The 25,735-nt window shown below is 62.4% G+C and carries 29 protein-coding genes and 1 pseudogene; 10 read left to right on the forward strand and 20 right to left on the reverse strand.

Going from position 1 to position 25,735, the window contains the following annotated elements:
* Positions 1 to 452: 452 nt before the first annotated feature.
* Positions 453 to 998, forward strand: coding sequence for a carboxymuconolactone decarboxylase family protein (locus ACW18A_RS08950; protein ID WP_492021380.1), 546 nt, complete (start codon positions 453 to 455; stop codon positions 996 to 998).
* A 225-nt stretch (positions 999 to 1,223) separates the two neighbouring features.
* Positions 1,224 to 2,672, forward strand: a complete 1,449-nt coding sequence (locus tag ACW18A_RS08955; protein ID WP_492021381.1) for a dihydrolipoyl dehydrogenase — start codon at positions 1,224 to 1,226, stop codon at positions 2,670 to 2,672.
* 422 nt (positions 2,673 to 3,094) lie between these two features.
* Here ACW18A_RS08955 and ACW18A_RS08960 read toward each other — a convergent pair whose 3' ends face one another.
* The 9 genes from ACW18A_RS08960 to ACW18A_RS09000 all read right to left on the reverse strand — a co-directional run bounded on the left by ACW18A_RS08960 (position 3,095) and on the right by ACW18A_RS09000 (position 10,740).
* Positions 3,095 to 3,265, reverse strand: a complete 171-nt coding sequence (locus tag ACW18A_RS08960) for a hypothetical protein (RefSeq protein ID WP_492021382.1) — start codon at positions 3,263 to 3,265, stop codon at positions 3,095 to 3,097.
* Between the two features lie 227 nt (positions 3,266 to 3,492).
* Entirely contained in the window at positions 3,493 to 3,708 is a 216-nt protein-coding gene (locus tag ACW18A_RS08965) for a hypothetical protein (protein WP_492021383.1), read from the reverse strand.
* Positions 3,708 to 4,958: a thiolase family protein gene (locus tag ACW18A_RS08970; RefSeq protein ID WP_492021384.1), complete on the reverse strand. Its 1,251-nt coding sequence runs from the start codon at positions 4,956 to 4,958 to the stop codon at positions 3,708 to 3,710. Before ACW18A_RS08970 ends, ACW18A_RS08965 begins: the two co-directional genes overlap by 1 nt.
* A 69-nt stretch (positions 4,959 to 5,027) precedes the next feature.
* Positions 5,028 to 5,492 (reverse strand): nuclear transport factor 2 family protein, encoded by a 465-nt coding sequence (locus ACW18A_RS08975; RefSeq protein ID WP_492021385.1) that lies wholly within the window; start codon positions 5,490 to 5,492, stop codon positions 5,028 to 5,030.
* A gap of 192 nt (positions 5,493 to 5,684) precedes the next feature.
* Positions 5,685 to 6,281 carry a pyridoxamine 5'-phosphate oxidase family protein gene (locus ACW18A_RS08980; RefSeq protein WP_492021386.1) on the reverse strand — a complete coding sequence of 199 codons (597 nt, stop codon included), beginning with the start codon at positions 6,279 to 6,281 and terminating at the stop codon, positions 5,685 to 5,687.
* Positions 6,278 to 6,910 carry a DJ-1/PfpI family protein gene (locus tag ACW18A_RS08985; protein ID WP_492021387.1) on the reverse strand — a complete coding sequence of 211 codons (633 nt, stop codon included), beginning with the start codon at positions 6,908 to 6,910 and terminating at the stop codon, positions 6,278 to 6,280. The genes ACW18A_RS08980 and ACW18A_RS08985 overlap by 4 nt, the downstream gene beginning before the upstream one ends.
* Before the next feature lie 41 nt (positions 6,911 to 6,951).
* A complete protein-coding gene (locus ACW18A_RS08990; protein ID WP_492021388.1) occupies positions 6,952 to 7,971 on the reverse strand; it encodes a zinc-dependent alcohol dehydrogenase family protein in 1,020 nt (339 codons plus the stop codon).
* Between the two features lie 29 nt (positions 7,972 to 8,000).
* Positions 8,001 to 10,070, reverse strand: coding sequence for a 2Fe-2S iron-sulfur cluster-binding protein (locus ACW18A_RS08995; RefSeq protein WP_492021389.1), 2,070 nt, complete (start codon positions 10,068 to 10,070; stop codon positions 8,001 to 8,003).
* Positions 10,071 to 10,128: 58 nt separating this feature from the next.
* Positions 10,129 to 10,740 (reverse strand): glutathione S-transferase family protein, encoded by a 612-nt coding sequence (locus ACW18A_RS09000; protein WP_492021390.1) that lies wholly within the window; start codon positions 10,738 to 10,740, stop codon positions 10,129 to 10,131.
* A gap of 162 nt (positions 10,741 to 10,902) precedes the next feature.
* Between ACW18A_RS09000 and ACW18A_RS09005 the strand changes: the two genes are divergently transcribed.
* The 6 genes from ACW18A_RS09005 (at position 10,903) to ACW18A_RS09030 (ending at position 14,760) form a co-directional block, all read left to right on the forward strand.
* The gene (locus ACW18A_RS09005) at positions 10,903 to 11,799 is read left to right on the forward strand and encodes a LysR family transcriptional regulator (RefSeq protein ID WP_492021391.1); all 897 of its coding nucleotides are present in this window, start codon (positions 10,903 to 10,905) and stop codon (positions 11,797 to 11,799) included.
* A 111-nt stretch (positions 11,800 to 11,910) separates the two neighbouring features.
* Positions 11,911 to 12,270, forward strand: coding sequence for a hypothetical protein (locus tag ACW18A_RS09010; protein ID WP_492021392.1), 360 nt, complete (start codon positions 11,911 to 11,913; stop codon positions 12,268 to 12,270).
* Positions 12,270 to 12,455 carry a hypothetical protein gene (locus ACW18A_RS09015; protein ID WP_492021393.1) on the forward strand — a complete coding sequence of 62 codons (186 nt, stop codon included), beginning with the start codon at positions 12,270 to 12,272 and terminating at the stop codon, positions 12,453 to 12,455. The genes ACW18A_RS09010 and ACW18A_RS09015 overlap by 1 nt, the downstream gene beginning before the upstream one ends.
* A 255-nt stretch (positions 12,456 to 12,710) precedes the next feature.
* On the forward strand, positions 12,711 to 12,995 hold the full coding sequence (locus ACW18A_RS09020) for a hypothetical protein (protein WP_492021394.1): 285 nt from the start codon (positions 12,711 to 12,713) through the stop codon (positions 12,993 to 12,995).
* Between the two features lie 420 nt (positions 12,996 to 13,415).
* Positions 13,416 to 14,516, forward strand: coding sequence for a GTP 3',8-cyclase MoaA (gene moaA / locus ACW18A_RS09025; RefSeq protein ID WP_492021395.1), 1,101 nt, complete (start codon positions 13,416 to 13,418; stop codon positions 14,514 to 14,516).
* Between the two features lies 1 nt (position 14,517).
* A complete protein-coding gene (locus ACW18A_RS09030; protein ID WP_492021396.1) occupies positions 14,518 to 14,760 on the forward strand; it encodes a MoaD/ThiS family protein in 243 nt (80 codons plus the stop codon).
* Positions 14,761 to 14,859: 99 nt separating this feature from the next.
* Here the strand turns inward: ACW18A_RS09030 and ACW18A_RS09035 are convergent, their stop codons facing one another.
* The 8 genes from ACW18A_RS09035 to ACW18A_RS09070 form a co-directional block, all read right to left on the reverse strand.
* Positions 14,860 to 15,552: an IS6 family transposase gene (locus ACW18A_RS09035; protein WP_492021397.1), complete on the reverse strand. Its 693-nt coding sequence runs from the start codon at positions 15,550 to 15,552 to the stop codon at positions 14,860 to 14,862.
* A gap of 48 nt (positions 15,553 to 15,600) precedes the next feature.
* The gene (locus ACW18A_RS09040; protein ID WP_492021398.1) at positions 15,601 to 15,978 is read right to left on the reverse strand and encodes a hypothetical protein; all 378 of its coding nucleotides are present in this window, start codon (positions 15,976 to 15,978) and stop codon (positions 15,601 to 15,603) included.
* Positions 15,979 to 16,005: 27 nt separating this feature from the next.
* Positions 16,006 to 18,231 carry a TonB-dependent receptor domain-containing protein gene (locus tag ACW18A_RS09045; protein WP_492021399.1) on the reverse strand — a complete coding sequence of 742 codons (2,226 nt, stop codon included), beginning with the start codon at positions 18,229 to 18,231 and terminating at the stop codon, positions 16,006 to 16,008.
* 216 nt (positions 18,232 to 18,447) lie between these two features.
* Positions 18,448 to 19,305 carry a DUF2306 domain-containing protein gene (locus ACW18A_RS09050; protein WP_492021400.1) on the reverse strand — a complete coding sequence of 286 codons (858 nt, stop codon included), beginning with the start codon at positions 19,303 to 19,305 and terminating at the stop codon, positions 18,448 to 18,450.
* A gap of 169 nt (positions 19,306 to 19,474) precedes the next feature.
* Positions 19,475 to 20,407 carry a hypothetical protein gene (locus tag ACW18A_RS09055; protein ID WP_492021401.1) on the reverse strand — a complete coding sequence of 311 codons (933 nt, stop codon included), beginning with the start codon at positions 20,405 to 20,407 and terminating at the stop codon, positions 19,475 to 19,477.
* A complete protein-coding gene (locus ACW18A_RS09060; protein WP_492021402.1) occupies positions 20,404 to 21,276 on the reverse strand; it encodes an ABC transporter ATP-binding protein in 873 nt (290 codons plus the stop codon). Before ACW18A_RS09060 ends, ACW18A_RS09055 begins: the two co-directional genes overlap by 4 nt.
* Positions 21,277 to 21,280: 4 nt before the next feature.
* Positions 21,281 to 21,664 carry a GntR family transcriptional regulator gene (locus tag ACW18A_RS09065; RefSeq protein ID WP_492021403.1) on the reverse strand — a complete coding sequence of 128 codons (384 nt, stop codon included), beginning with the start codon at positions 21,662 to 21,664 and terminating at the stop codon, positions 21,281 to 21,283.
* A 186-nt stretch (positions 21,665 to 21,850) separates the two neighbouring features.
* The gene (locus ACW18A_RS09070; protein WP_492021404.1) at positions 21,851 to 22,315 is read right to left on the reverse strand and encodes a hypothetical protein; all 465 of its coding nucleotides are present in this window, start codon (positions 22,313 to 22,315) and stop codon (positions 21,851 to 21,853) included.
* Between the two features lie 71 nt (positions 22,316 to 22,386).
* On the opposite strand from ACW18A_RS09070, the gene ACW18A_RS09075 reads away from it, so the two are divergent.
* Positions 22,387 to 23,346 carry a LysR family transcriptional regulator gene (locus ACW18A_RS09075; protein ID WP_492021405.1) on the forward strand — a complete coding sequence of 320 codons (960 nt, stop codon included), beginning with the start codon at positions 22,387 to 22,389 and terminating at the stop codon, positions 23,344 to 23,346.
* A complete protein-coding gene (locus ACW18A_RS09080; RefSeq protein WP_492021406.1) occupies positions 23,343 to 23,816 on the forward strand; it encodes a GNAT family N-acetyltransferase in 474 nt (157 codons plus the stop codon). Before ACW18A_RS09075 ends, ACW18A_RS09080 begins: the two co-directional genes overlap by 4 nt.
* Before the next feature lie 59 nt (positions 23,817 to 23,875).
* Here the strand turns inward: ACW18A_RS09080 and ACW18A_RS09085 are convergent, their stop codons facing one another.
* The 3 genes and pseudogenes from ACW18A_RS09085 to ACW18A_RS09095 all read right to left on the reverse strand — a co-directional run bounded on the left by ACW18A_RS09085 (position 23,876) and on the right by ACW18A_RS09095 (position 25,641).
* Entirely contained in the window at positions 23,876 to 24,568 is a 693-nt protein-coding gene (locus ACW18A_RS09085) for an IS6 family transposase (protein ID WP_492021407.1), read from the reverse strand.
* Between the two features lie 68 nt (positions 24,569 to 24,636).
* Positions 24,637 to 24,834, reverse strand: a pseudogene (locus ACW18A_RS09090) (IS6 family transposase); the annotation flags it as partial.
* Between the two features lie 72 nt (positions 24,835 to 24,906).
* Complete coding sequence (locus ACW18A_RS09095; RefSeq protein WP_492021408.1) at positions 24,907 to 25,641, reverse strand: 4'-phosphopantetheinyl transferase family protein; 735 nt, start codon at positions 25,639 to 25,641, stop codon at positions 24,907 to 24,909.
* Between the last annotated feature and the right edge of the window lie 94 nt (positions 25,642 to 25,735).

Below are 25,735 nucleotides of genomic sequence, written 5' to 3' on the forward strand. Positions count from 1 at the left end.
TTCCCTGTGAAATGGCGGAGACGTCCGGTTGCGACGAAGCCGCAGCACCCAGCGCAAAAACAGTCTGGGTCGGCCGCGTGCGTGCGGGAACGAGCTATCCACGCAACAGACTCTTCCGCGCAAAGGAACAGTTGAAGGACACGCGCTTGCGGAACGCTGGCGTTGTACGCCGCAAAACCTTCTGGTGATGGATTGCACGCGGCCAAATACTGGTCCGGCCGTGCGCGTCACCGCTGCGGCTCTTCTGGCCGGCTGGGTCAGTCTCTCAGAAAGCGGGCCCGGTGAGCAGGCGCTGGTGCGAATAGCGCTCGTCTGGCGACAACCGCCACACGCGACTGTTCTGCTGTTCGCAATAATGAAGTGCATGGCACGTGGATTATCCCTGGAACCGATCGCGCCCATCTTCCGGCCATCGACATCGTCGTCGTGATCCTGAACCTGGAGCCTGCCCCATGTCCCGCCTGACCATCCCTACCCGTGACGCCGTTCCCGCAGCGTCGAGCCCGTTGATCGATGCGGTCGAGAAGTCGCTTGGCGTCGTGCCGAACATGTTCCGTCTCGTCGGTCAGAGCCCGGCCGCGCTGGAAGGCCTGCTCGGCATCAACGGCGCGCTCGGCCGGGCGCTGGACGCCGCAACCCGCGAACGTATCGCCCTGGCCGTCGCCCAGATCAACGGCTGTGACTACTGCCTGTCCGCTCACACCTATCTGGGCCTGAACCTGGCCAAGCTCGATGCGGCAGAGATCGACCGGAACCGTCTCGGCGGCTCCTCCGATCCGCGCGCCAACGCCGCCGTCGCCTTCGCCGCCAAGGTCGCGACCGAGCGTGGCCGTGTCAGCGACGCTGACATCGCCGCAGTGAAGCTGGCCGGCTTCACCGAAGCCCAGATCATCGAGATCGTTGGCCTCGTAGCGGTGAATTTCTACACGAACTTCATCAACAACGTGGCCGAGACCGACATCGACTTCCCGCTGGTTCGCGCCGCCAAGGCCGCGTGATCGAAGGGGCTGCAACAGCGCCCCACCAGAGCGCCGGCGGGCTAATTTGCCCGCCGGCGCGTCGATGTCCGTCCCGGATCGGGCGAAAGCACCGTTGGGTTCCGAGCCGGTTCGTCCTTCCACGAAGAGGGGCTGCGCCAAGACCTGGCGTCGGCCCTGGACTCCCTCCCCCCGAGACAGCGCCGCGGAAGGCGCGTTGATACTGTCAGTCAAAGAGAAACAATCATGGAATACGTTTCAGTACTGAAGGTGGACGTCGCTATCATCGGCGCAGGAAGCGCGGGCATGTCGGCGTACAAGTCGGCGCGTCGTTTCACCGAGTCGATCCTCGTGATCGAGGAGGCGGTCTATGGCACGACCTGCGCCCGCGTCGGCTGCATGCCTTCAAAGCTTCTGATCGCGGCCAGTGAGGCGGCGTACCATGCCGGTGAAGCCTCGAAATTCGGCGTCAGAACCGGTTCGATCCAGGTCGACGGCAAGGCCATCATGGCGCGAGTGAAAGAGGAGCGTGATCGCTTTGTCGGATTCGTTGTCGAGGACGTCGTGGGCTGGCCGGACGCACACAAGGTTCGGGGTTCGGCAAGGTTTGTCGGCCCGAACCGACTGGTTCTTGATGATAACACCCTGATTGAGGCCGATCGTATTGTCATCGCCACCGGGTCGCGACCGACCTGGCCGTCGGCATGGAACGATCTCGGCGAGCGCCTGATCATCAATGACGATGTGTTCGACTGGGACGATCTGCCTGGCGCAGTTGCAGTTTTCGGTAACGGTGTGATCGGCCTCGAACTCGCCCAGGCTCTTCACCGGCTCGGCGTTCGCGTCAAACTTTTCGGGCTTGGTGGACTGGTCGGACCGTTGACCGACCCGGCCATCATCGAGAGCGCGCGACAAGCCTTCGCTGCCGACTATCGTTTCATGCCTGCAACGGAAGTGCTGGCAGTAGAGAGAGACGGTGACAGCGTCGTCGTGACCGAGCGGCTTGGAGGCCGCGAGATCAAGGAGCGCTTTGACTATCTGCTGGCCGCGACCGGACGCAGACCAAACCTAGACCGACTGGGGCTCGAGCATGCGGGAATTGTGCTCGACGAACGCGGAACGCCGGTCGGCTGGGATCGGAGCACCGCGCGCATCGCCAACAGCCGCATCTTCCTCGCCGGTGACGCGGCTCCGGACGCCCCGCTCCTGCACGAGGCATCAGACGCCGGCCGCATCGCTGGCGAGAACGCGGCACGCTTCACCCTTGTCGCGCCGCGTCATCGCCGGACCCCGCTCGGGGTCGTGTTCTCCGACCCGCAAATCGCGATGGTCGGGCAGACCCATAGAGACCTGCTCAAGAGCAACACGCCGTTCAGCGTCGGCACGATCGACTTTGCGGGTCAGGGACGCGCCCGGGTCGCAGGGCGCAATATGGGTCGGCTCAACGTCTATGCCCACACAGAGACTGGTCGCTTCCTCGGCGCCGAGATGGTCGGGCCTGCTGCCGAACATCTCGCCCACCTGCTCGCCTGGTCAATAGAAGCGGAGCGGACCGTCCAGCAAATGCTCGACAGCCCGTTCTATCACCCGGTGATCGAGGAGGGAGTGCGGACCGCTCTGCGAAATGCGCGCGATGGACTCTCGACTTCCGCCACAGAGTCCGAGTCCTGCATAGATTGCCGATTGGCGGCCTGACGTCAGACCCTGACATCTCGAATGCGACGGCTCACGGTGACCCGACCTGCTCTGGTCGAACGGTCGTTGTGGGCGTTTGCAGACTTCAAGGCCGAGCCCGGGTCCCGGTGGGAACCGCGCAAGAGCCGCAGTTCAGCCTCAGTGTCCTCACAGCAGAACCCGTAAGTCCTACGCTGCGGAGGACACCGGCAAAGTCTCAGCCGAGACTATTCAGCCGTCGGCTGGCTGAAAAAGACAAGTCGGACGAAAGTGAGAGCCAGAAGCGCGAGCACGCCGCACACCGCTGTCGCCTCGATCGGCAGCATTTCTGCCGCGAGGTACCGCCCGAGTGCGAGGGCTGAAGACGAGAAAAACAGCAGGTTGCCCAAACCCAGGGGCCGCGCATAAACGCCGCCGATCGGCCGCCCCCGTGACACCCAGTTCTAAGTAGCGAGGACCAGCACGCCTATGCCGGCGAACTTGGCGAACATCCGGGTGACGAACGAGATTTCGAGGCCCAACGAACCGGCGACCTCGTCTGCCGCGAAACCGGCGAGCCCACCCGCAGCGAAGAGCAGGATACTGCTGTCCGTTAGGATAGTCCGGCTGCTCATCGGGTTTCTCTCCTTCGGGTCAATATCGTGGCCATCGTTTACTGGCATTTGCCCCGCACGGTCATTCCGTGGGTCATCTCAGGTCAACGCGGCCAGACCCAGGTATCATCAGGAAAAACAGGACACCGGTTGAGTTGGACGGTGCCGCCAGGCCGCATCTCAGTGATGCGCACGGACGAGGTATTCCCGGAACGCGCCCCGATGACTCGTTTTTCGATATCAATCCATTAGCGACGCCGACCCGCACGCGTTGCCGCGACCAAGGGCCAGACTATCCAGGGGAAAATGATCAGAAAGAACATGGCCTGCGCCATCAGGCCGACTTCATCCTTGAGCAGGAAGAAGGCCACACCCGCGTAGGCCAACAACAGGTACCAGCCGGCGACATAGCGCTCAAACCACTTGGGCCGTTCTGCAACCAGACAGTCAAGACAGATACGCATCAGACTGCCTCCACCAACAGGACCGTGCCTTGACCGCCGTCGGCACAGATGGAGATGACGGCGCGGCTGCCCGCCGGCAGGCTGGCCAGCTGGTGCGCTGTCTGGCTTAGAATGCGCGCCCCTGTTGCGGCGAACGGATGGCCCAGCGCCAGACTTCCTCCCAGAGGATTAAGCCGATCACGCGGAAACTCTCCGAGATCTCCGATCCCAGGCGCGTGTTTCGCGCGCGCGTCAGGATCCGAGGCCACAGCAATATTGGCCAAAACCTGGGCCGCGAAAGCCTCGTGGATCTCCCAGAGCGCTACGTCTTCGAAGCGAAGCCCGTTGCGCGCCAGTAGCCGCGGGATCGCATAGGCAGGCGCCATCAGCATGCCGTCGGTACGGAAATCGAGCGCGCCGAGTTCAAAGTCGACCAACCTGACAGCGGCCACGCCCGAACCCAAACTCGCAAGGCCCTCGGCTGAGGCAACCCACACACCGGCGGCGCCATCGGTCAGCGGCGAAGAGTTTCCCGCTGTCAGCGTTCCATTGGCCGTATCAAACACCGGGCGCAAACCGGCGAGTTTTTCAGCACTCGTATCGGCGCGAACCAGTCCGTCGCGCGTCTGGCCCGCATAGGCGATTACCAGGTCCGAAAACGCGCCATCCTGCCAACCTCGCGCTGCCTTCTGATGGCTGGCGAGCGCAACGGCATCCTGATCGGCCCGGGAGATGCCAAGCTCTTTCGCCGTTTCCTCCATGTGATCGCCCATGGAACGGCCCGAGATGCGGTTGCTCCAGCCCTTCCTGGGCAGGGCAAAATCCGTCGAGCGTAACTCGCCAAAGGCGCGCATCGCGGCAGCAGGGTCGCTCGCAGCCAGCGCCACCAGACGCGCCGAGACGCGCTCATCAAGCGCGATCGGGGAGCGACTCATCTGCTCAACACCTCCAACCAACGCAAGTTCGATACCGCCCCGCCCGACGAGTCCGGACGCCTGGATTGCGCCCATCAGGCTGGTCGAACAGGCCATCTGGGTGGAGTAGGCAGGGATCGTCGGATCGAGTCCTGCGTCGAGCGCCGCCTCGCGCGCGATGTTGGAGAGCGACAGGCTGGGTATCACCTGACCCCAGACGATCAGGTCGGGGCGCGCGCGGTCAGCCATTGCCTGCAAAACAGCCGCGGACAGCGTGAGCGGGGTTTCCTCGGCAAATGCGGCACCCGCCTTCACGAATGGTGTTCTGGGTCCGGCAACAAAAAAGACGTCAGACATATCTCGGCTCCTGGATAGCTATGCCCGCGGGCCGATCGGCGGCAGGCTCATCTGTTCGGGACAACACGGTCACAGACCGAGATCTGACAGGCCCGGGTGGTCGTCGGGCCGACGGCCAAGCGGCCAGCGGAACTTCCGTTCGTCCTCACCGATCGGATGCTCGTTGATACTGGCGTGGCGGCGATGCATCAGGCCATCGGCGACGAATTCCCAGTTCTCGTTCCCGTAGGCGCGAAACCAGTTGCCGCTGTCGTCGTGGTATTCGTAGGCGTAGCGCACAGCGATACGGTTACCCGTGAAGGCCCACAGTTCCTTGATCAGGCGATAGTCCAGCTCCTTCGCCCATTTGCGTTCGAGGAATGCCTGCGCCGCAGCGCGTCCACGCGGAAACTCGGCACGGTTTCGCCAGATCGTATCCTCTGTGTAAGCCAGCGCGACTTTCGCTGCGTCGCGACCGTTCCAGCCATCCTCGGCCAGGCGCACCTTCTCGCGCGCAGTCTCGGCAGTGAAGGGCGGCAACGGAGGGCGAGACATGGCAACTCTTCATTTCTGTAAGCCAAAAAAGCTGACCGGGCGGGGCGGGGGAAGTCCCGCCCGGTCGACGACACATTCGCCAAACGGCGGCGACGCATCGGTCATCAGGTCAAAGGGTCGTTATGAAGCCTGATGACGGAACAGATTTAGAGCTGGGGCGCCCGATGCAGAACGCTGCTTCCGGACAATGGATTATTCCACAGATCGATATGCCGCGATCTGCTGTTCGAGCGACGCAATCCGCGCATCACGTTGTTCAATGGCCTTGGCCACATCTTCTGCGAGGAACATTTGGGGGATATGCTGGGTGCAGTTGGCATCCCATGCCTCGATTTCGAACAGGATCACCTGTTCAGCCCGTGCGCGATAGCCTGCGGGCATCAGACTTGCCTCAAGAGCGGCGTCGCCCTCAACCACACGGGCAGTACCCCAGATCTTGATCCGCTGACGGTGGGCATAGTCCATCAAAAAGATGAAAGCTCTCGGGTTCTCCGCCAGGTTACCGGTCGAAATGAACTGCCGGTTGCCCTTGAAGTCGACGAAGGCAAGCGAATGCTCGCCAACAACGCGCAAGAACCCCGGCGGGCCACCACGGTGCTGGATGTAGGGCTGACCCTCGGCACTGGCCGTCGCCAGATAGAAGCTACGCATCTGATGAATGAACGCTGCCAGATCGGCATCAACAGTCCTGCCCATCTCCATCCGCTCATAGATCGAACGGGACTTCTTGCGCGCCTGCGCTGCCTTCACTGACGGTGTGAAGGCCACGTCGACCGGCTGGCGGGTCATGTGACGCTCACCTGCGGCGTCCGTAGCCAGATCGGATCAGGAACCGGAACCCGCATGAGCGCCCGGATATGGGCTGCATTCGCCTCGCTGGTCAGCATTGCCAACAGCCGCAGGGCAACCTCGATCGACGTGCCCGGACCGGTCGAGCTGATCAACCCGCGATCCTCGACCACGGCTTCATCAACAAAGATCGCGCCATGGCTTTCCAGCTGTGCTCGGCGCGTGCCACCGACCTGATGATAGGTGGTTGCGCGCCGGCCTTTCAGAACACCAGCAGAGCCCAGCGCAATCGAGGCCACACACACCGACGCCACGGGCCGACCGCTACCCTCGAAATATCTTATGATCTCGAGGAACGGCTCAGACAGCGCATCCGTGTAGAAGCCCGCGCTACCGAAGCCACCCGGAATCGCCAGGGCGTCGAAACCGGTCAGGTCAAGGTCAGTGACGAGGGCCTGCGGAATGACCGAAAAGCCGAATGTCGCCTTAAGGGGCGATTTGAGGCCGGCCGAAACCAGTTCGACCGGCTCGTTGCCGTCAATCGCAGCCCAACCGAAGACATCGGTAAATCCAGCCGCCTCAAGGGGTTCGAATCCGTCGGCGAGCAGCAACAAGACACGCTTGGCCATATGAATAGTCCTCAACAAAAACTCCGGATGTTCCGGACGGATCACTGATCGAATGAAACTGCGATCTTGCCGAAATGACTGGCCGAACGGAGGCGCTCGTAGGCCGCCGGAGCGTCGTTGAACGCGAAGACTTCGTCGACCAGCGGCCGCATGTTGTGCCTGGAAATGAAGCTGTTCAGTCGCTCGTAGTGTTCGACAGACCCGACGCAAATGCCGTTGATATCAGCGTTCTTGAACTGCAACGGGGTCAGGTTGGGCTGTGAACCAAAGCCGGTTAGAACCCCGATCTGGGCGATCCGTCCGCCGGGCGCGATCGCGGCGATCGAGCGATCATAGGTATCCGGACCACCGAGCTCGAGGATGTGGTCAACGCCCTGGCCGCCGGTCAGAGCCAGCGCTGCTTGCTCCCAGTCGGGCTGGTTCCTGTAGTTGATCGTCTTCCAGGCACCGAGCGCAACGGCGCGCTCAAGCTTGGCATCAGACGATGAGGTGACGATCACCTTGGCATCTTGCGCGACGGCGAGTTGCAGGGCGATCAGGGCGACGCCGCCGGTTCCCTGAACCAGGACAGTCTCACCCGCCTGTAGATCTCCACGCTCAAACAGCGCGTGCCAGGCCGTGACGCCAGCACAGGGCAAGGCCGCTGCTTCCACAAAATCTAGATGATCGGGAATTGCGACGACCGCAGTCTCATCGCTGACGAAGTATTCGGCGAGCACACCGTCCGTTTGGCCGCCGCCCAGTGCGTTCGATAAATGCGACTGAGAAAACCTGCCGCCGACCCATGCCGGAAAGAAGTTCGGGCTGACGCGATCGCCGATTTTCCAACGGGTGACAGACGACCCGACCGCAGCGACAATGCCCGCCGCGTCAGACAGCGGAACAAGTCCGTCACGCGTTCCATCAGGATCTGCGATATTCAACAAGTCCCTGTAGTTAAGGCTCACCGCCTTGACCTTGATCAGGATTTCCGTGGCTGAGGGTTCCGGTACGTTTTTCGTGGCCGGCTTAAGCACCAGGGACGCGCCGTCGCGCCCCAGCACATAGGATCGGGAGTTCATTCTGATTTTCCTTCTGGATTGGGCGGCTTCTACAGGTCGAGGATCAGGCGTTCGCCTTTGTCTCCAACGGGCGCGGCCGGCACGGCGCAGCAGATCAGTGCATGACCGTCAGCGACCTCGGCATTCGGCGGCTCGGCATAGGTGACCTTTCCCGCGAGAATACGCGTGGCACAGGTCCCGCAGTTGCCAGTCCGACAGCTGAAATCCGGGTTCAGGCCGCGGGCTTCGGCCAGTTCGAGCAACGAGCCCGAACCCGGCTCCCACCGGGCCTCCTTGCCGGATTTCATGAAGGCGATTGGAACCGGCCGCGTGGCCACAGGCAGCACGGCCGGGGCGGGTCCGGAAAGGCGCCGCTTCAATGATGCAGGTCCGAAGGCCTCGGCGTGGATGCGCTCATCTGGTGTCCCGACATCGCGCAGTTGATCGTAAATCCCCTGCATGAAGGGCGGCGGCCCGCACATGTAGAAATCGTAGGCGTCGAAGGGCAGAACCGAACGGAAGAGATTGAGGTCGATGCGGCCGAGAGCCTCGAAATCCGTGCCTTGCTCCGCCCCTTCCGGGTTATCAAGAATCCGGATTATCCGGATGGCCTCGCCGCCCTGACGAGCAAGTTCGGCGATCTCGGCGTCGAAGGCGCGCTCGGCCAGGGTGCGTGCCGCAACGAACATATAGGTCGGTCGTACCCGCCGCTTACGCAGCCCTTCGAAGACGATCGCGCGTAACATGGCGAGCATCGGGGTGATGCCCACGCCGGCCGCGAGCAATACGGCCGGACGTGGCTCAAGCGGATCGACTGTGAAACCGCCGGCCGGCGCTCGCGCCTCGATCGTATCGCCTACTGCCAGATCATCGTGCAGGTGATTGGATACCAACCCCTGCCGTTTGACGCTGATCCTGTAGAAGCCGTCAGACGGCGCGGTCGATAACGTATAGGTCCGCTGTACCGGTACATCGTCAGTTCCCGGATACACGCGAATGGGCAAATGTTGCCCTGGTTTGTGAGCGGTGATGCCGTGTCCATCCGCCGGTTCGAGGTGAAACGACCGGATGACGCTGCTTTCGTCGACGATTCGAGCGATCCGAAACGGGCGCCAGCTTTTGCGCAAGCTTTCCGCTTCGAGCCGCGCACGCGTCTGGTTCCAATCGCCCGTCATCAAACTGTTGGGCGACCATCCATCGGGCTCAAAGCGGAACCGCATCGGCAGGGCCGCCGCGCGAAGGACCGCCTTGCGCGGGCGGAAAACCCACAGCCGCTCGGCCCCCTGGAATGCGGCGATCTCGTCGGATTCCAGCACCACTTCGGCATCGCCGGTGAGGTGCAGCATGTCCCCGGTTTCGAAGTCCGGGAAGACAAGGCCGGCCTTGGGATTGAGCAGAAAATTGCCCAATGTGTTGAAGTGCAGGTTTCCGGCAAAATCGGGAATGGTGAGTGATCCGTCGGCGTTGATCCTGACGAAGCCCGGCCTTCCGCCGCGGTGCGAGGCATCAACATGGCGACCCTTGGAGTCGTCGAGATAAGAGGACACGAAGAAGGTGTCCGCGCCCACGATCATTTCGCGAGCTCGCGCATCGCCGACATCGACCTCAACCGTTCTGGGAAGGTCGCTTACGTCATCGGGTTCTCGGACAAATTCGAAATCCCGCAACTGGATGTACTGCGGACAGTTTCCGAAGGAATGCTCGACCTCAACCTGAAAGCCGTCTCGGCCGGTATGGCCCAGCCTGCCATTCATCCGGTTGCGCCGACGCGTGTTCAGTTCGATCCCCAGGAGGCCGACAGCGGCACCATCGACAAGCGAAACGGTCGTCGGATCTTGTGGGTCCGGGTGGGTCAGAAATGCCAGTACACCTGGACCCGGGCTGCGCATGAACCCTGGGCGGCCACTCATGAGGGTGACCCAGGCATCACCCGCCGGATCAACCGACCCAAGCACGATGAACGGCAGTTGGCTGTAGAAGCTACGATGCTGGTCGGTCATGTAGTCGCGAACGACCCTACGGCCGAACTTTTCCATACGCTCGGCGACGCCGACCGTCCTTTGCATCGACACTTCGCCCTCATGGAAGGGGGAATGCGGTTCGTCAGTTTGTTGCATCATCGACCCCTCCGGAGGATTGCCCCCGGGACTGTCGTCCGACAGTCCCGGGGCTTGCAGATCAGGCGTTCAGGCCGACCGCAGTCCTGCCGAACTCGACGAAGTGCGGCAGCGCTTCGATACGGGCCAGCCACTGGTTGACGTTCGCATAGTCAGACAGGTCGACGTTACCTTCGGGCGCAGTCTTGATGTAGCTGTAGAGCGCGATGTCGGCGATGGTGGCGCGGTCAGCGGCGATCCATTCACGGCCTTCAAGCTCTGCCTCAATCAGCTTCAGGATTGCATGCGAGCGATTGATCACTTCCTCCGGGTTGAACCCGGCCTTGAAGATTGTGATCAGGCGAGCTGCGCCAGGACCAAACGCGATGTGTCCCGCTGCGACTGACAGCCAGCGCTGCACCCTGGCTGCGCCCAGCGCATCCTCGGGCAACCATTCGGTACGGCCGAATTTCTTGGCGGCATAGACCATGATTGCATTGGAGTCGGCGATGTATACGCCCTGGTCTTCCAGCACCGGCACTTGACCGAAGCGGTCCTTGGCCAGGTAGTCCGGCGTCTTGTGTTCGGCCTTGGTCAAATCGACGGTAACGATTTCCACATCGGCGCCAATCAGGGAAAGGAACAGCCGCGCCCGGTGGGAGTGACCGGAAATCGGGTGGAAGTAGAGTTTCATGCTCGAGTCCTTCTGAGAAATGCCGCCGAACATCGTATCCGGCCTGGCCCCAGATGGGCCTGATCGGGTCATGGTCAGAAGTACGGAAGGGCGGAAATCACCATTCCGAAAAACAGAATTATATGTATAAGAGCGACAAAATTCGCTTTGGAGACATCAACGATGGCGCGGCTGAATGCCATGCGAGTGTTCGTCAAGGTCGCAGAAGCGAACGGCTTTGCGGAGGCGGCGCGGCAGTTGAACATGAGCCCACCGGCGGTGACACGCGCCGTTGCAGCGCTCGAGGACCAGATCGGCGCCCGCCTCCTCACGCGGACAACACGATCTGTGAAACTGACCGAAGCGGGGGCGCGCTATCTTGATGATTGTCGGCGCATTTTAAGCGACATATCAGAAGCAGAGGCTGCGGCGGGCGGATCCTATGCAACGCCGACGGGCACCCTGACGGTGACAGCGTCTGTTTTGTTCGGACAGGATTTTGTCACCCCCATACTGACCGAGTATCTCGACCAGAACCCTGAGGTGAACATCCGGGCGCTCTTTGTGGACCGGATCGTGAATATGGTCGACGAAGGTCTCGACGTTGGTATCCGGATTGGCGAGTTGGCTGACTCCAGCTTCACAGCCATCCGCGTCGGGGCCGTCCGCAGGGTTGTGTGTGGCGCGCCAAGCTATTTCGAACGGAACGGTATCCCAAAGACCCCGGCTGAGCTTGAGGCTCACCGGATAATCGCAAGCTCGTCATCCTGGTCTTCGCTCGACTGGCGCTTTGGCAGTTCGGCAAAATCAATGGTGCGGATCGCTCCCCGCCTTTCGCTCAGCACCTATGCCGCGATGATCAAGGCAACCAAGCAAGGGTGGGGGCTGTCACGGCCACTTTCGTATCAGATAGGCCAGTCTCTGATCGACGGTGAACTGCAGACGATCTTATCCGAGTTCGAAGAAGATCCGCTGCCCGTCCACGTCGTGCACCCTGAAGGCCGCAGGGCATCTGCCAAGGTTCGCGCCTTTGTCGATCTGGCCGTAGACCGCCTGCGAGCGAACAGATTGATCAACTGACTTAATTCCACGAGCAGGAACAATCCATTCCGGATTTACCGGATTATCTCGCCTCCCTCCTCGGCCTATTTCCAACTGCACGCCGAACCTGGCGCCAGATGGAGACCGCGCATGAGGACGACCCCAATATGTATCGACCTTGCTGCAGGACTCGGGGCGGCCTTGGCTTCTGCGATAGCCGAGCCCCTGAAAGCTCCCCTTTCTGGAGTCGCTACAGGTTGGATTGGCGTCCAGCTTCCCAACGAAGACATCGGTTCACGTCCGATCGAGGGTCAGGCCCCGCGCCGCTCCACCGTGACCAGCAGGTTTGCCAGGCGCATCACATCCAACTGCGAGGCCCAGCAATCCGCACGACTGTTCGGCGATAGGTTGACGTTAACGGCAGCGGACTTCTGCGGCTCGCTCGCCGCCGGGCCGTTGAAGCTGGCGGCGCTGACCTTGCCGGCTAACCTGAATACGGAAGTCCAGTGATGCGCGAATACACCGAATACAGAGACGGTACTCCGCTGGCCAGGGAGCATTGGGGGACGCTTCCCGATCCTCGCCAGCCGCCGAAATCCGATCGCAGCGAGCCCGTGAGGCTTGCAGTCGGCTTCGTCCTCAGCAGCGTTTTGCTGGCCAGCCTGGCTCTGGTCGGCGCAATCCAGCTCGCCTGACCCCACAGTCCAGAGCCGACCATTTGAGAATTACCGGCTCGCTTTCACGGATTTCCAGAAGCAAGATGACACACACAAAAACCACCGGCGACAGCAGTAGGGGCGCGGTACGCCGCTTCTGCTGCGGCGGCGATCAGGTCCATACCACTGCCCCATTGATCACTGGCCACGGCGCAGCACCCTGGGCCCTGGGCCAGAAGTACCGATCCGCCCATGTCTGAGGGGTCTCGGGCGCGCGTCCGCGCACAGCTAAAGATGGCATTGCTGGGTGACTGTGGATGTCTCAAGACCTTGGTCGGGCTCGAATGGGAGGGGCGTGCATCGGGACTAACGTGGGCAGAAATCGACGCCGCCTTCGAAGGGCGCAGCTTTGAGGCTCAAACAGCGACGATCCTGTCGTTTGCATGTGCTGTGAAGGCCGGCTCGCCGGAGTCGATGGACCAGGCCCGACGGCGCGCCCTGAACTTTGGTGTAACTGAAGAGGAACTTGCTGCGGTGGCCGAGGAGGCGAAACAAATCCTCGCGTCAACGGCTCAATGAACCGGTGGTCTCGCCTCTTTGAGTGGGCGCGCTGGACAAGCCTCCGCCTCGGGAACGCCCGTGGGCATTCCTCCGGCGGCCGCGAGCGCAAGCATCCGGACATCCTCGGCGAACTGTTACGGGCTTCTGAGCACTCTGAAACCGCGCCCGAAACCCTCATGAAAATCTTGTGAGAAACATAGGAATGGTTGAACGCCGGATCGAGCCTTTCACTGCCAATACCCCGAACGGGATCAAGACACCCATCGCCCTTGAAGAGCCCGGTGCGGGAACAATAAAGGGCGGGTCTGCTGACCAAGTGACGTTTGCGCGAGATCGGCTTCACGAAACACCATCCCGCCGGCGACCTGCGCCAACTTTGCCGGGCGCCTTTGGGCGTCAACTGACGGCGACTCCAGCACGTCTGATACATGAGCAGCCATGAAGAACCGCATCACCGACAAGATTTCATTCCCGGGGACTACGGCTCACATCCCTGTCAGCGCGCGCCCCGCCCGCCCTCTGATTTCTGAAACGACGGCTGAAGGACAGGCAAGGATGGTGGACGGGTTTTCACGGACCATCACCTACCTCCGCGTCTCGGTGACTGACCGCTGCGATTTGCGCTGTACCTATTGCATGCCCGCCCGCATGACCTTCGCGCCCAAGGCCCAGACGCTCAGTCTCGACGAACTGGCTCGGCTTTCGCGTCTGTTCATCAGCCTGGGCGTCAATCGCATCCGGCTGACCGGAGGCGAGCCACTGCTTCGTCCGGGCGCGCTGGACCTGGTGCGAGCGCTGGGCTCCGACCTTGGTGACGGGCTGGAAGAACTCACGATGACCACCAACGGGACGCATCTGGCCAGGCATGCCCAACCGCTGTTCGACGCCGGCGTGCGCCGGGTGAACGTGTCCCTGGACACCCTGGACTCGGCCCGTTTTTCCCGGATCACTCGAGGCGGCGACCTTGGCAAGGTCATCGACGGTCTGGCTGCCGCGAAGGCGGCGGGGTTGGCAGTCAAGATCAACACCGTAGCCTTGCGCCAGGACAACGCCGATGAGATCCCCGAACTGATCGCATGGGCCCATGGCGAGGGGTTCGACCTCGCGCTGATCGAGACCATGCCACTGGGGTATGCGGACGAAGACCGCACGGCTCAATTCCTGCCGTTGACCGATGTCCGCAAGGCCTTGGAGGCGCGCTGGACACTCACGCCTCTGCCCGATCGCACCAATGGACCCGCACGCTATGTCCGGGTGGCCGAGACAGGCGGGAGGCTAGGGTTCATCACACCACTGACACACGGCTTCTGCGGCGACTGCAATCGCGTCCGGCTGACGTCGCAGGGCGAGCTCTTCGGTTGCCTGGGCGCCGAGGCCTTCACCGATCTACGAACCCCGCTCCGGGCTGGAGCGGGTGACGACGAGCTCGCTGAGCTAATCCGGTCCGCGATCCGAGGTAAGATCGAGGGGCACGACTTTACCTTGGCTCGGTTGGCTCAACCCAACCTGGCGCGGCATATGTCGGTCACGGGAGGGTAGAATGGTGAAGGTCCTGCTATTGGGTCATCTGGCCGACCGCGCTGGCTGGCGTGAACGCGAGATGGACTTCACCGGGACGCTTTCGGCACTCATCGAGGCACTTGCGTTGGTGGATCCCAGGCTGGGCGATGGCCTGGTCGCGCCCGGCGTCCGGGCCGCTGTCAACCATACGATTTCGACGGAGGACCCGGCGCTGAAATCGGGCGATGAGATCGCCTTCCTGCCAATCTACAGTGGCGGGTGACGGTGACTCTCATCCTTACCGATCGCGCCTTTGATGCTGAGGCGGAGGCGCTGTCAGGGCAATTTCGCCAAGTCGAAAGCCCCCTCCCCCGCAGCCCGATCAGGCAAAGGCGGCCGCCCAAGCGGCATCAGCATCGGCGCGAAAGCGGCGAAGTGTGGGTCTGCTGATCAAATGGCGCTGGATGCTGAAGGTGTTGTAGATCGCCGCATGGGTGGTGAGGAATCTCTGGGCTGAAGCCTGGGATTTGAACCGCTGCTGCTGCCGTTCTCGTCGTCGGATCGGGAGGTGGGAGTTCTCCGCCCGATTGTTCTCCCGAAGCCGACCCGGCCGGTGCAGATGCCTCAGATCCAGCTGATCCAGAGCCGCGCCGTATGAGGCCAGGCCGTCCGTCGTGATCGTCTTCGGCTCGACCGGCTGGTTGTGTAACAGGCGACGGAGAAGCCTCAACGCGGCCTCCGTGTCCCGCCGGCGCTGGACCAAGAGGTCGAGGACCTCGCCTTCGTCATCGACAGCCCGCCACAGATACATCCGCTTTCCGCCGATCGAACAGACCATCTCATCAAGGTGCCAGCGAGGCGATGGAACTGGTCGACGGCGCTTCAGCCGCCTCGCGACCAAAGGGCCGAACTTGATCGTCCAGCAGCGGATCGTCTCATAGCTGACGTCGATCCCGCGTTGCGCCAGCAGCTCCTCGACGTCACGAAAACTGAGGCTGAAGCGAAAGTACAGCCAGACGGCATGGCGGATGATGTCGGCCGGAAACCGGTGGCGCTTGAACGAAATCGGCTTCACGAAACATGATCCCCGTCAGTGGCTTACGCCACAAATACCGGAGACCTTCTATCGTTCGCCTGACAGCACCTCCTCCCGGCCCTGGAAGAAATCCCAGCTTCCGGTTCTCCATTTGTCATACGCAGCTTGTCGCTCAGCCTCACGCTCGCGTTGCTCGCGCGCGAAACGCTCAGCTTCTTCCGCTGTCAGGCCGGGGCCCGAGTAGGTCGGTCCGTCGTCCTCCAGCTCATCGAACTGCCCGCCCCCGTAGTAGGCATGCAGGCTGGCGGCGTAGTTCTGCTGATCGGCGAAAGCGCCCTGGGCCTCCAGCGCTCCAAACATGTCCTGTGCAAGGACGGGCCGGGCGCTCAAGCCTGCTGCGGCGATCAGCGCAGCGCCCAGCCAGCGTCGCCGCCGCCGGACCGAGCGATTGAGACTGTCGAACATGGAAGGTCTCTCCTGCGCTTTTGCCGTTCACCCGCCGCTCGGCGGAGCCTGGAAGTCGAACTGCGGCTCAGCCGTTCGCCTGGGTGTCTGGCCGAAGGTGTAGGTCAGACCGACGTACCAGGCACGACCGCCGTAGCTTCGCTCGCTGCGGTCCCGGAAGGTCGAGGTCTCGTAGGCGCTCGTGTCCCCGTAGGTGCTGAAGACATCCCGCACCGTCGCCTGGAAGGCGAGTTTCGGCGTCAGCGTGTGGCGATAGCCGAGGTTGATCGTCGATCCCGTTTCCTTGACCCCTTGGGCCTGGAGCACGTCACCCGGCCAGATGGCCGAGACCTGCAGGAAATCCTCGGGCGTCGGCTGCCAGTTGAGGTTGGCGCGACCCGCGACCATAGTCGCCGAACGACTTGCATCCGCGACCAGGCCGCCAGCCTCGATTTCCTGTCGGAACACGTTGACGCTGGCGCTGTATTTCAGCGTCGCATGCAGCGCACCGTTGGCGACGAACTCGACCCCCGTGTCTCGTCGTGACCCGAGATTCTCCGGCCGGGCAAGCAGGAAACCGCCAGCGTCGGTGACCACATCCGTGAAGGCCTTCTGCGTGTCGCGGAAGTAGGCCGTCGCCTGGTAGAAGGTCTGGCCCTCCCGCATCTGCCACATGACCTCGAAGGCGTCGGTCTCTTGTGGAGCGAGGTCCGGATTGCCGGACCGTCTGTTCAGCGGATCCTGGTAGGTGGTGAAAGGGTTGAGCAGCCCCGGTGACGGCCGCTGGATCCGGCGGCTGTAACTGGCCTTGAGTTGTTGGGCATCCGTCAGTTGGTAGCCGAGATGCAGGGTGGGGTAGGCGCGGAAGTAGTTCTGGTCCGAGCGAACACCCGTCGTGATCTGATTCAGACGGATGTCGGCATATTCGAGCCTGAGGCCCAACTGGGCTGTCAGTTCGCCGAAGGGGCGTTCCAGAGTGACGTAGGCCGCGTGCACGGCCTGCTCCGCCTGGAACTGGTTGGTGACCGACGGATCGGGCACGAGTGTCGATGGGGTCGGCCCCCGGCTTGTCTCATTGTCCAGCCTGACGTCACGGCTCTCAAACTCATAGCCGGCACGAAGCTTTCCCCCCTCGCCGAACGGGCGGACGTAGGCGCTGGTCAGGCCCATGAGAGTCTGGTCGGCGCGTATGTAGGACTGCTCGAAGACATCCTGGGCGGCAGGCAGTTCAAAGTCGTATACAGCCCCTAGCAAGAAGTCGTTGGTACTGCGGTCCGCGCGAAGTTCGTTCGACCACTCATGGCCCTCGCCCGAGAATTTGCGCAGAACGCGCGAGGTCACGCCGACGCTGTCCCCGTCGAGAACAACGTCCCGATCGCGGACGTAGCGGCCGGTCAGTGCGCCGGCCGCGTCGGCCGTCTCGTAGGTTTCGACGGGGTTCGCCTCGTTATCGATCAGCGTGCCCCTGAACTCGGCGCTGACCGTTAATCCCGGGTCGACGTCATATTGCGCGCTGAGGCGCGCGGATTGGACGTCGTTGTCGCCGTCCACGTCCTGGGTCTGGCGGATTGTCTCGATGAGGGCGCCCGTCCCCGGGTCCAGCCGTTCACGCAGGCGATCGGTCTCTATCAGGACCAGGTCCTTGCGGAGGTTCAGGTCCCCCGAGAGCGTCAGCCCGCCCTGCGCCCAGGTTCCGTTGGCGCCGACGTTCCAGCGACCATTGTCGCCCACATTGGCGCGGACCGATCCCGTTACGGTCGCGCCCTCTCTGACCACGTTTGGACGTGTGATCAGGTTGATGACGCCGCCCGAGCCCTCCGGACTATAGGCCGCCGACGGGTTGGTCATGACCTCAATGCGGCTGTACCCGCCGGCCGACAGTTGCAAGAGCGCCTGGGCCCGGCCTTCGCCGGTCAGAACCCCTGAAGGCCTCCCGTCCACAAGGACGGTGACATTGGGGTCGCCACGCAGGGAGACGTTGCCCTGCGCGTCCACATCGACCGACGGGACATTGCGCAAGGCGTCGGCCAAGCTTCCGCTCGATGCCTGCAGATCGTTGGCCAGGCTATAGCTGGTTGCATCGATCGAGGTCCGGACTTCACTCGTACGTGCAGTGACGATGACGTCGCCGATCGTTGTCGCGGCCGCCGGGGCGGTCTGACCGTCCTGAGCCTGGACCGGCGTGACCGGCACCTGCCCGGCCGCGGGGGGCGCTGTCTGCGCGAAAGCGCCCCCCGCGGTGGTCACAAGCGCCGTGCCCGCAAGCAGGAACAATCTGGAACTCTTCATTGGCTAACCCCTAGTTTTCAAATACACATTTACTAGGGAATAGTGTGTCAGTTTTAGCTTCTTACTTGCAAGTTACTTCTTATTAATGAATCATTGTTCATTCGAGAAGTAGTCACAACTGAATAACAGAGTTTCATTTCTGTTTTCGTTGGCTCACCCCGCATGGGCCGCGACAGTTTATCGTCCCGCAGACCGTCATCGTCAGATGTGCGGCAGCCAGAACACGAGAACCGCCATGCCGATGCCGCCCCCCATCAACAGGGCTAGGGCCGCGATCACCCCGGCCATGGCCCATTTCGGCGCGGCCGACCTCTGACGCCGAGCCGCGAAGTAGAGCTCCAGGGTCATCAGCGGCAGGAGATAGCAGGCGAACTTGAGGAAGGTACCGACGGGGCCTTCGAGCCGCCCCCCCAGACCCTCGGTTCCCATCGCCATGATCCAGATCATCACGCCGACCCGAAGGAACCAGACGCCGCTCATGGCCAGGAACAGCCTCAAAGCCCAGCGCCGGTGAACGTCGATCCGCCGCGCCAGCGCGTTCTTCAACGTCATCCAGGCGAAAAACATTATCATGAGCGCGTTCAGGGTCAGCGGCGACGACCCAAGAAGTGTATCGTCCGCGTCACGGTGCCCCCAGATCAGGTAGAGACCGCCAAGACTGATGATAAACCCCAGCCCGACATAGATACGCCCGGTCCAGCGATGGAGCGCGGGAAGCCGCGCGCGAAGGCGGGGTATCAGCTGAAGCGGTCCGGCCACCGTGACGACGAACGCCAGCGCAACATGGGCCGCCATGGCGAGAAAGCCCACTGTGTCGCCGGCGACAACCCGGCCGGGAACGACCTCGTTCCATGCCTGCACCTCCCCGCGGAGCGAGGTCCCGCCGTAAAAGAGGGCGATATAGATCGCGAAGAACGCCTGGCCGGTCGCCGCGATGACGAACCAGAAGATCGTGGACGCTGACAGAACTTTTTCAGCATTCAGCTTGGGTCGCTCCGCCGCACCCGGTTGTTTAACCCGCGGGCGACGATCTGGATTCTGACCTTGGGTTATCGTCATGGGTATTCTCAGTTTGCTTTCGCTCCAGGCCGCTCAACTCGCTCCAGTCCGCGGTGGGACGGGATTGAGGTAGTCGGGCGGAAGAGTTGATGGCAGGAAGGTTCTGCCCCGGAGACGGTAAGCTGGATGCTGCCGGCCTCGGGCGTGTGACAGGCGTGGTCGTCCTCCCTCACATCGGTCCGCGCCAGCGGCGCACTGTGACGGCGGCGGCGAGAAAAGAGGCGGCGACTATCAAGCCGATCCACACGCCGGGCTGACCGAACAGCCGAAACGGATCGAGGTCGGCCAGGCGGCTGACCGGCGTCTCGCCCCGGCTTTCGATGGTGAAGAACCCCAAGAAGCCGCCGACGAGCCGATGCTGCAGCCAGCTCAGGGCTGTGTTTGAACCCAGCGCCAACCGCCCGACGATCGCGATCGCCGCTAATGGCGCAACCGCCCACAGCAAGGGCATGCGGCGCGCCCAAGCCGAGACCAGCAGCAACCAGGCGAATAGGGGCGCATGCCACAGGGCCATGAACGACAGGCCGTAGCCCAGCATCAGCCAATGGAAAGGCAAGCTCAACCGTGCCCACATCGCCCGCGGATCGAGGCCGTTCCCCACCCAGATCAGACTTGTGGAAGCCAGCAAAACAAGCTGAACGCCGACAACGATCGCGAACACGATCATCGGCATGACGACCAGCGGGATCGCCGCTTTGGAAAGCACGGTCATTCGGTCGGAAACCGGCTGTGATTTCCAGAACAAGATGCTGCGGTCGCGCCGTTCGCCGTACAATGCGCTCAGGCTGTAGAGCGAGGCGGCGACGATGCCAGTGAAGAGCACCGTGCCAGCCAGGAATTTGTACGACCCCATCAGGCCATTGGCCAGAACCGCATCGACAAGCAGCGCGGCGCGCTCGCTGTTCGGCTGGACCAGCGAACGGATCAGAAGTCCGACGAGCCCCAAGATGGCGATGGCGGCGGGCGCGATATAGACCGCGCGGTGCTCCCACAGCTCGCGCCGCACCAGCCAATAGAACGTCAGAACGCGCGCTTGGGCAGGCAAGCGCCGGGCGCTGCGCGCGGTCGGTGCGTGAGGCAGGGCTTGAGGTTCGAGGCTCATGCCGCCACCTCTGTCGCCACGATCCCCGCGCCGATCAAGGCGACGAAGATCTGGGCCAGACCGGGCGAGCGGACCTCGCCGAGTGGGGCGAGGTGGTCACGACTTTGCCCCTCGAACAGCAGGATGCTTCGGCCAATCAGCTGGCGCTCGTGAAGCGGCCGCAACGCGCGAGCGGCAGCCAGATGCTCCGGCGCCACGACCACCTCCCAGTAGCGGGTCGCGACGTCCTCAATGCTGGCATCGAGCACGACGCGGCCACGATCCATAAGCACGACGTCGGTCAGGATGTGCTCAACGTCGGCGACGTCGTGCGTTGCGACGAGGATGGTGCGGTTTCCGTCGAAATAGTCGCTTAGCAGCGAGTCGTAGAACTGTTTTCGGAACAGGATGTCCAGACCCAGCGTCGGTTCGTCCAGCACCAGCAGCTTCACATCCACCGCCATGATCAGCGCCAGGTGCAGCTGGGTAACCATGCCCTTGGACAGGTCGCGCACCTTGCTGGTCAGAGAGATGGTCGTTCGGGCCAGAAAGCCCTCCGCCTTGGCTCGGTCGAAGCGGGGGTGAACGCCTGCCATGTATTCGAGCGCCTGGTGCACCCGCAGCCAGCGTGGCAGCACCGACACGTCGGAGATGAAGCAGACGTCAAGCATCAACCGGTCGCGCGCGAGCCACGGGTCGCGACCCATGACCAGCAGTTCGCCTTCGCAGGACGTGAGACCAACGATGGCCTCCAGGGCGGTACTCTTGCCCGCGCCGTTTGGTCCAATCAGGCCGACGATTCGGCCTTCCTCAACGGTGAGATCGACGCCGGCGAGGGCGACGGTGTCTCGGAAGGCCTTTCGGAGGCCGCGTGCGCGCACACAGGTCATGCGCTCAATTCCCGGATCGTTTGGATGAAGTCGAAACAGCCGCCTGGTCGCCTAGCAGTTCCTGCGCCAAGTCCAGTCGCTGGATTGTCGCGCGGATCTCCGGCCACTGGTCCACCAGGAACTTCTGGCGCTCTGCCCGAAGCAACTGGTCCCGGGCACCTGGGCTGATGAACATGCCGACGCCGCGCCGCTTCTCCACGAGCTGCTCCTCGACCAGCTGCTGGTAGGCTTTGAGAACAGTCAGCGGATTGACCCGGCTCTCTGTCGCTACGGTTCGCACCGAGGGAAGCAAATCGCCGTCCTTGAGAATTCCGTCGAGCATCAAGGCGACCACGCGATCGCGAATCTGGCGGTAGATCGGCTGACTGTCGTTCCACTCTGAGTCCATCGTCCCTTCCGGACGCCCCCACAATTCCGCGCAGCCAAGCCGCGATATTGGTGTTATAGTGAACCATAACACCTCTTGTAAAGAGTGGGCTTGAGCGGTTCAATTCCAGCGGCACCTTGGACCGCCGACAGGCCGAAACCCGATCGGCCGGCGTCGGGACGGAAACACTCGATCAAACCCTTCCATTCATGGGCGCATACGTGTCCGTGTCTCGGGCCAGACCGCTGCGAGCAGCGCGATCGCCAGTATCGACATGATCACAGCAGACAGATCCATGCCGAAGACCTGCGGACCGTCGCCGCCCGGACGCGCAATCTCTCCGCCGTAAATCCCGCTGAGCCCCCAAGCGACAACGAGGGCACCCACCACGACCAGGCTGAGACCCGCGGCGAGCCGTTCGTGTCCGCGCACGATGGCGAGCCAGAGCGCGACAAGCGCCAGGGCCGCGTTTGTCAGGAGCTGCCAAGCTTCGTGAAATCGCGCATGGGCTGGCCATTCGGGGTTGAACAAGTGGCTGTCGTTCACCTCCAGCATCGGTATCAGCCCTGCCAGAATGATCGCGGACAGTGCGACGGTCGCCGTTCGCCAACCCGGTTTAGGCCGGGCCGCAGGGTCTGTCGTTTGGCCTGATGCGCGCGCGAGTATCGACATGTCTGGTCTCCTTGCCAATACGATGCCCGACCTCCGATTGCCTTCGCCAGAGCCATGGATGAAAAAGACCTATGCAAGAACGTATTGATTGGCGACCGCTGCGATTCGACTGGAACCACGCGCGGGCGTTCCTGGCGACGGCGGAACTCGGCTCTCTTTCGCGAGCCGCCGAAGCGCTCGAACTCAGTCAGCCCACCCTGAGTCGTCAGGTAGAAGCCCTCCAGAAGACCCTCGGCGTCGTGCTTTTCGAACGCGCGGGACGCGGTCTCATCGTGACCCAGGCAGGGCTCGAGCTGCTGGATCATGTCCGGGGGATGGGCGAGGCCGCCTCACGGACAAGCCTCGCGGCGGACGGCCGCACCCAGACTGTCCAAGGATCGGTGGCGATTTCCGCCAGCGACGTCTACGCCACCACGCTACTGCCGGAAGTTGTCGCCGACATCACGCGGCGGCACCCCGGACTTTCGATCGAGATCGTGGTGGCCAATGACCGGACGGACCTGAGGCGACGCGAGGCCGACATCGCCGTGCGGAGCTATCCCACGGAGCATCCCGATCTAATTGTGAAACGGCTCGGATCCGACGAAGGCGGCTTCTTCGCATCGGTGGACTGGCTTTCGCGCCACCGCGAGCCCACTCGGCCCGCGGACATGGAGGGCGTCGATATGATCGGCTACCCCGGCCAGAACTGGCTATTGAAGGGCCTGCGTGATCTGGGCTTCCCTATCTCCGAGCAAAACATGCGGATCGTTTCCGAATCTCATCTGGCTCAATGGGCCATGGTCAGGGCCGGCGCAGGGGTTGGGATCATGACCCTTCGTGTCGGCGAATCCGATCCCACGATACGACGCCTGATGCCTCAACTCCCGCCCCTCTCCTTCCCGGTCTGGCTAGTCACTCACCGCGATCTTCGTACCAGTTTGAAAGTGCGGACCGTCTTTGATCTCCTCGCCTCCAGCCTCGCGATACATCCCTTGGCTCCGACCTCGAACCGAGGTCAGTCCGTCGCAGAACCTGGAGAACGACCATGAAAGTTCGCCTGGCTCACCCCTCGGACATCGCCGCGATGCATCGCCTGCGGCAGTCGGTGCTGGAAAACCGCCTTTCGGACCCTCGGCAGATCACTGTGGCGTCTTACCTTCCTTATGTGGAGACGCTCAGCGCATGGGTCGCAGAGGTCGATAAGGCCATGGTCGGCTTCGGCGCCGTCGATGCGGCTGAGGCCACGATATGGGCCCTATTTGTCGATCCAGGCTCAGAAGGTCGTGGCGTCGGCCAAGCGCTGCTTGATCGGATGGTCAGTTGGGCTCGGGAAAAGCGGCTGCTTCAATTGTCGCTTTGCACCGAAAAGGGCTCGCGAGCCGAAGCATTCTACAAACGGTCAGGATGGATTGAGGCCAGCACGATCGAAAGCAGTGAAACTCGTTTGGAGTTCATGCTCGCGCGAACGGCGCTGTCATCTGTGGACGGCCCCTGCGCTGCAAGGGTGAATTTGGATTGAAGTGACGAGGGCCTGACAGGTTAACTTGGCCAGGTCGAAGCCCCCTACCCGGCCGCCCTTCAGGCAACCGCCGCCGCCCATGCGGCATCAGCATCAGCACGGAAGCGGCGAAGTGTGGGTCTGCTGATCAGATGTCGTTGGGTGTTGAAGGTGTTGTAGATCGCTGCGTGGGTGGTGAGGAATATCTGAGCTGAGGCTTGGGATTTGAACAACTGCTGCTGTCGCTCTCGTCGTCGGATCGGCAGGTGAGAGTTCTCGATCCGATTGTTCTCCCGAAGCCGGCCCGGTCGATGCAAGTGGCGCAAATCCAGCTGATCCAGTGCCGCGCCGTATGATGCCAGGCCGTCCGTCGTGATCGTTTGCGGCTCCACCGGCTGGTTGTGAAGGAGCCGCCTGAGCAGCTTCAACGCGGCCGCTGTGTCCCGCCGGCGCTGGACCAGGACGTCGAGGACCTCGCCCTCGTCATCGACGGCTCGCCACAGAAACATCCGCTTGCCGCCGATGTTGCAGACCATCTCGTCCAGGTGCCAGCGTGGGGACGGCGGGCCCCGCTGCTTCTTCAATCGCCTGGCGATCAGCGGTCCGAACTTGATCGTCCAGCACCGGATCGTCTCGTAGCTCACGTCGATCCCCCGCTGCGCCAGCAACTCCTCAACATCGCGAAAGCTGAGGCTGAAACGGAAGTACAGCCATGCGGCATTCCGGATCACATCGGCCGGAAAACGGTGGCGCTTAAACGAAATCGGCTTCACGAAATATCATCCCCGTCAGTGGCTTATGCCACAATTACCGGAGACCTTCTATCGTTCGCCTGACAGCACCTCTTCAGCCGCCGGGCGATCAAGGGGCCGAACTTGATGGTCCAGCACCGGATCGTCTCGTAGCTGACGTCGATCCCAAGTTGCGCCAGCAGCTCCTCGACGTCACGAAAACTGAGGCTGAAACGGAAGTACAGCCACACGGCGTGGCGGATCACGTCCGCCGGAAACCGGTGGCGCCTGAACGAAATCGACTTCACGAAATATGATCCCCGTCAGTGGCTTACGCCACAAATACCGGAGACCTTTTAGCGTTCGCCTGACAGCACCGGTCATGCCAGTTTCTCTAGGGGAAACAGCTGGCTGATGACCTTGACGGGTTGCGCGGGTGACCGACGGACGGCGAGCGCCAAGCGATGGACGGCGGTCGGCGCATATTCGCTAACCTGCCATTCCGAGGCCGCCTCTACTCGCGCGAGCTGCATCTTCGAAGTCCCGGGCTCGAGGGAAAACGCGAACTCTCGCAGCGGCACCGCAAGTCCGATGCCGACGGCCTTCAACATGGCCTCCTTCAGAGTCCAGAGACGGAAGAATATTTCTGCGCGATGTTGTGGTGCGGCTTCGACGATCAGTTCGTATTCCCGGGTGGCAAAGTATTGCTCGGCCAGCATCTCGAAATCGACGCTTCGATCCATTGCCTCGACATCCACCCCAACGGGATGATCGCGGCAAATGGCGCAAACGACCATCCCGCGGGTATGAGAAAGGTTGAAGTGGACGCCATGCTCGAAATCAAGGTCGAGTTCTGGCTTTCCGTAGGCATCGGTACGAAAATGAAGCGCGCCTCCTTCAAATATCATGCCTAGCGCATGCCGAATTAGTGCGTGTGCGGCGACGAATACCGCTCGATCCGTTTCGAAGACAAAACGGTCGGCGCGGTCCTGCTCGTGGCGGTCCAGCTTCGCGCTCAGGCGAGCGATCATAGCGCGAGAGAGCGGCGGCACCTCAGCGCGATAGAGCAGGACTTCGCCTGATCCGAGTGCCGTTTTGGGGCAAGTCGTTGCCATATCGAAGTCGCCTCTCCGGTTTTCCGACCTGTTCGCCAGGCTCTATGTTCAGCGCCAGTTTTCAATGCGGCAGAGTGAGAAGCGGCGAGCCAGC

The sequence above is a fragment of the Brevundimonas sp. AVps5 genome, assembly GCF_058681515.1.

Excerpts from the sequence above, each read along its gene's own strand:
- ACW18A_RS09015 (WP_492021393.1), top strand. The coding sequence starts at position 12,270 with ATGCGCGAATACACCGAATACAGAGACGGTACTCCGCTGGCCAGGGAG.
- ACW18A_RS08970 (WP_492021384.1), bottom strand. The coding sequence starts at position 4,958 with ATGTCTGACGTCTTTTTTGTTGCCGGACCCAGAACACCATTCGTGAAG.
- ACW18A_RS09080 (WP_492021406.1), top strand. The coding sequence starts at position 23,343 with ATGAAAGTTCGCCTGGCTCACCCCTCGGACATCGCCGCGATGCATCGC.
- ACW18A_RS09055 (WP_492021401.1), bottom strand. The coding sequence starts at position 20,407 with ATGAGCCTCGAACCTCAAGCCCTGCCTCACGCACCGACCGCGCGCAGC.
- ACW18A_RS09000 (WP_492021390.1), bottom strand. The coding sequence starts at position 10,740 with ATGAAACTCTACTTCCACCCGATTTCCGGTCACTCCCACCGGGCGCGG.
- ACW18A_RS09075 (WP_492021405.1), top strand. The coding sequence starts at position 22,387 with ATGCAAGAACGTATTGATTGGCGACCGCTGCGATTCGACTGGAACCAC.
- ACW18A_RS09065 (WP_492021403.1), bottom strand. The coding sequence starts at position 21,664 with ATGGACTCAGAGTGGAACGACAGTCAGCCGATCTACCGCCAGATTCGC.
- ACW18A_RS09060 (WP_492021402.1), bottom strand. The coding sequence starts at position 21,276 with ATGACCTGTGTGCGCGCACGCGGCCTCCGAAAGGCCTTCCGAGACACC.
- ACW18A_RS08985 (WP_492021387.1), bottom strand. The coding sequence starts at position 6,910 with ATGGCCAAGCGTGTCTTGTTGCTGCTCGCCGACGGATTCGAACCCCTT.
- ACW18A_RS08955 (WP_492021381.1), top strand. The coding sequence starts at position 1,224 with ATGGAATACGTTTCAGTACTGAAGGTGGACGTCGCTATCATCGGCGCA.
- ACW18A_RS09095 (WP_492021408.1), bottom strand. The coding sequence starts at position 25,641 with ATGGCAACGACTTGCCCCAAAACGGCACTCGGATCAGGCGAAGTCCTG.
- ACW18A_RS08995 (WP_492021389.1), bottom strand. The coding sequence starts at position 10,070 with ATGATGCAACAAACTGACGAACCGCATTCCCCCTTCCATGAGGGCGAA.
- ACW18A_RS08950 (WP_492021380.1), top strand. The coding sequence starts at position 453 with ATGTCCCGCCTGACCATCCCTACCCGTGACGCCGTTCCCGCAGCGTCG.
- ACW18A_RS08980 (WP_492021386.1), bottom strand. The coding sequence starts at position 6,281 with ATGACCCGCCAGCCGGTCGACGTGGCCTTCACACCGTCAGTGAAGGCA.
- ACW18A_RS09020 (WP_492021394.1), top strand. The coding sequence starts at position 12,711 with ATGGCATTGCTGGGTGACTGTGGATGTCTCAAGACCTTGGTCGGGCTC.
- ACW18A_RS09040 (WP_492021398.1), bottom strand. The coding sequence starts at position 15,978 with ATGTTCGACAGTCTCAATCGCTCGGTCCGGCGGCGGCGACGCTGGCTG.
- moaA (WP_492021395.1), top strand. The coding sequence starts at position 13,416 with ATGAAGAACCGCATCACCGACAAGATTTCATTCCCGGGGACTACGGCT.
- ACW18A_RS09030 (WP_492021396.1), top strand. The coding sequence starts at position 14,518 with ATGGTGAAGGTCCTGCTATTGGGTCATCTGGCCGACCGCGCTGGCTGG.
- ACW18A_RS09010 (WP_492021392.1), top strand. The coding sequence starts at position 11,911 with ATGAGGACGACCCCAATATGTATCGACCTTGCTGCAGGACTCGGGGCG.
- ACW18A_RS08960 (WP_492021382.1), bottom strand. The coding sequence starts at position 3,265 with ATGAGCAGCCGGACTATCCTAACGGACAGCAGTATCCTGCTCTTCGCT.
- ACW18A_RS09050 (WP_492021400.1), bottom strand. The coding sequence starts at position 19,305 with ATGACGATAACCCAAGGTCAGAATCCAGATCGTCGCCCGCGGGTTAAA.
- ACW18A_RS09070 (WP_492021404.1), bottom strand. The coding sequence starts at position 22,315 with ATGTCGATACTCGCGCGCGCATCAGGCCAAACGACAGACCCTGCGGCC.
- ACW18A_RS09005 (WP_492021391.1), top strand. The coding sequence starts at position 10,903 with ATGGCGCGGCTGAATGCCATGCGAGTGTTCGTCAAGGTCGCAGAAGCG.
- ACW18A_RS08975 (WP_492021385.1), bottom strand. The coding sequence starts at position 5,492 with ATGTCTCGCCCTCCGTTGCCGCCCTTCACTGCCGAGACTGCGCGCGAG.
- ACW18A_RS08990 (WP_492021388.1), bottom strand. The coding sequence starts at position 7,971 with ATGAACTCCCGATCCTATGTGCTGGGGCGCGACGGCGCGTCCCTGGTG.
- ACW18A_RS08965 (WP_492021383.1), bottom strand. The coding sequence starts at position 3,708 with ATGCGTATCTGTCTTGACTGTCTGGTTGCAGAACGGCCCAAGTGGTTT.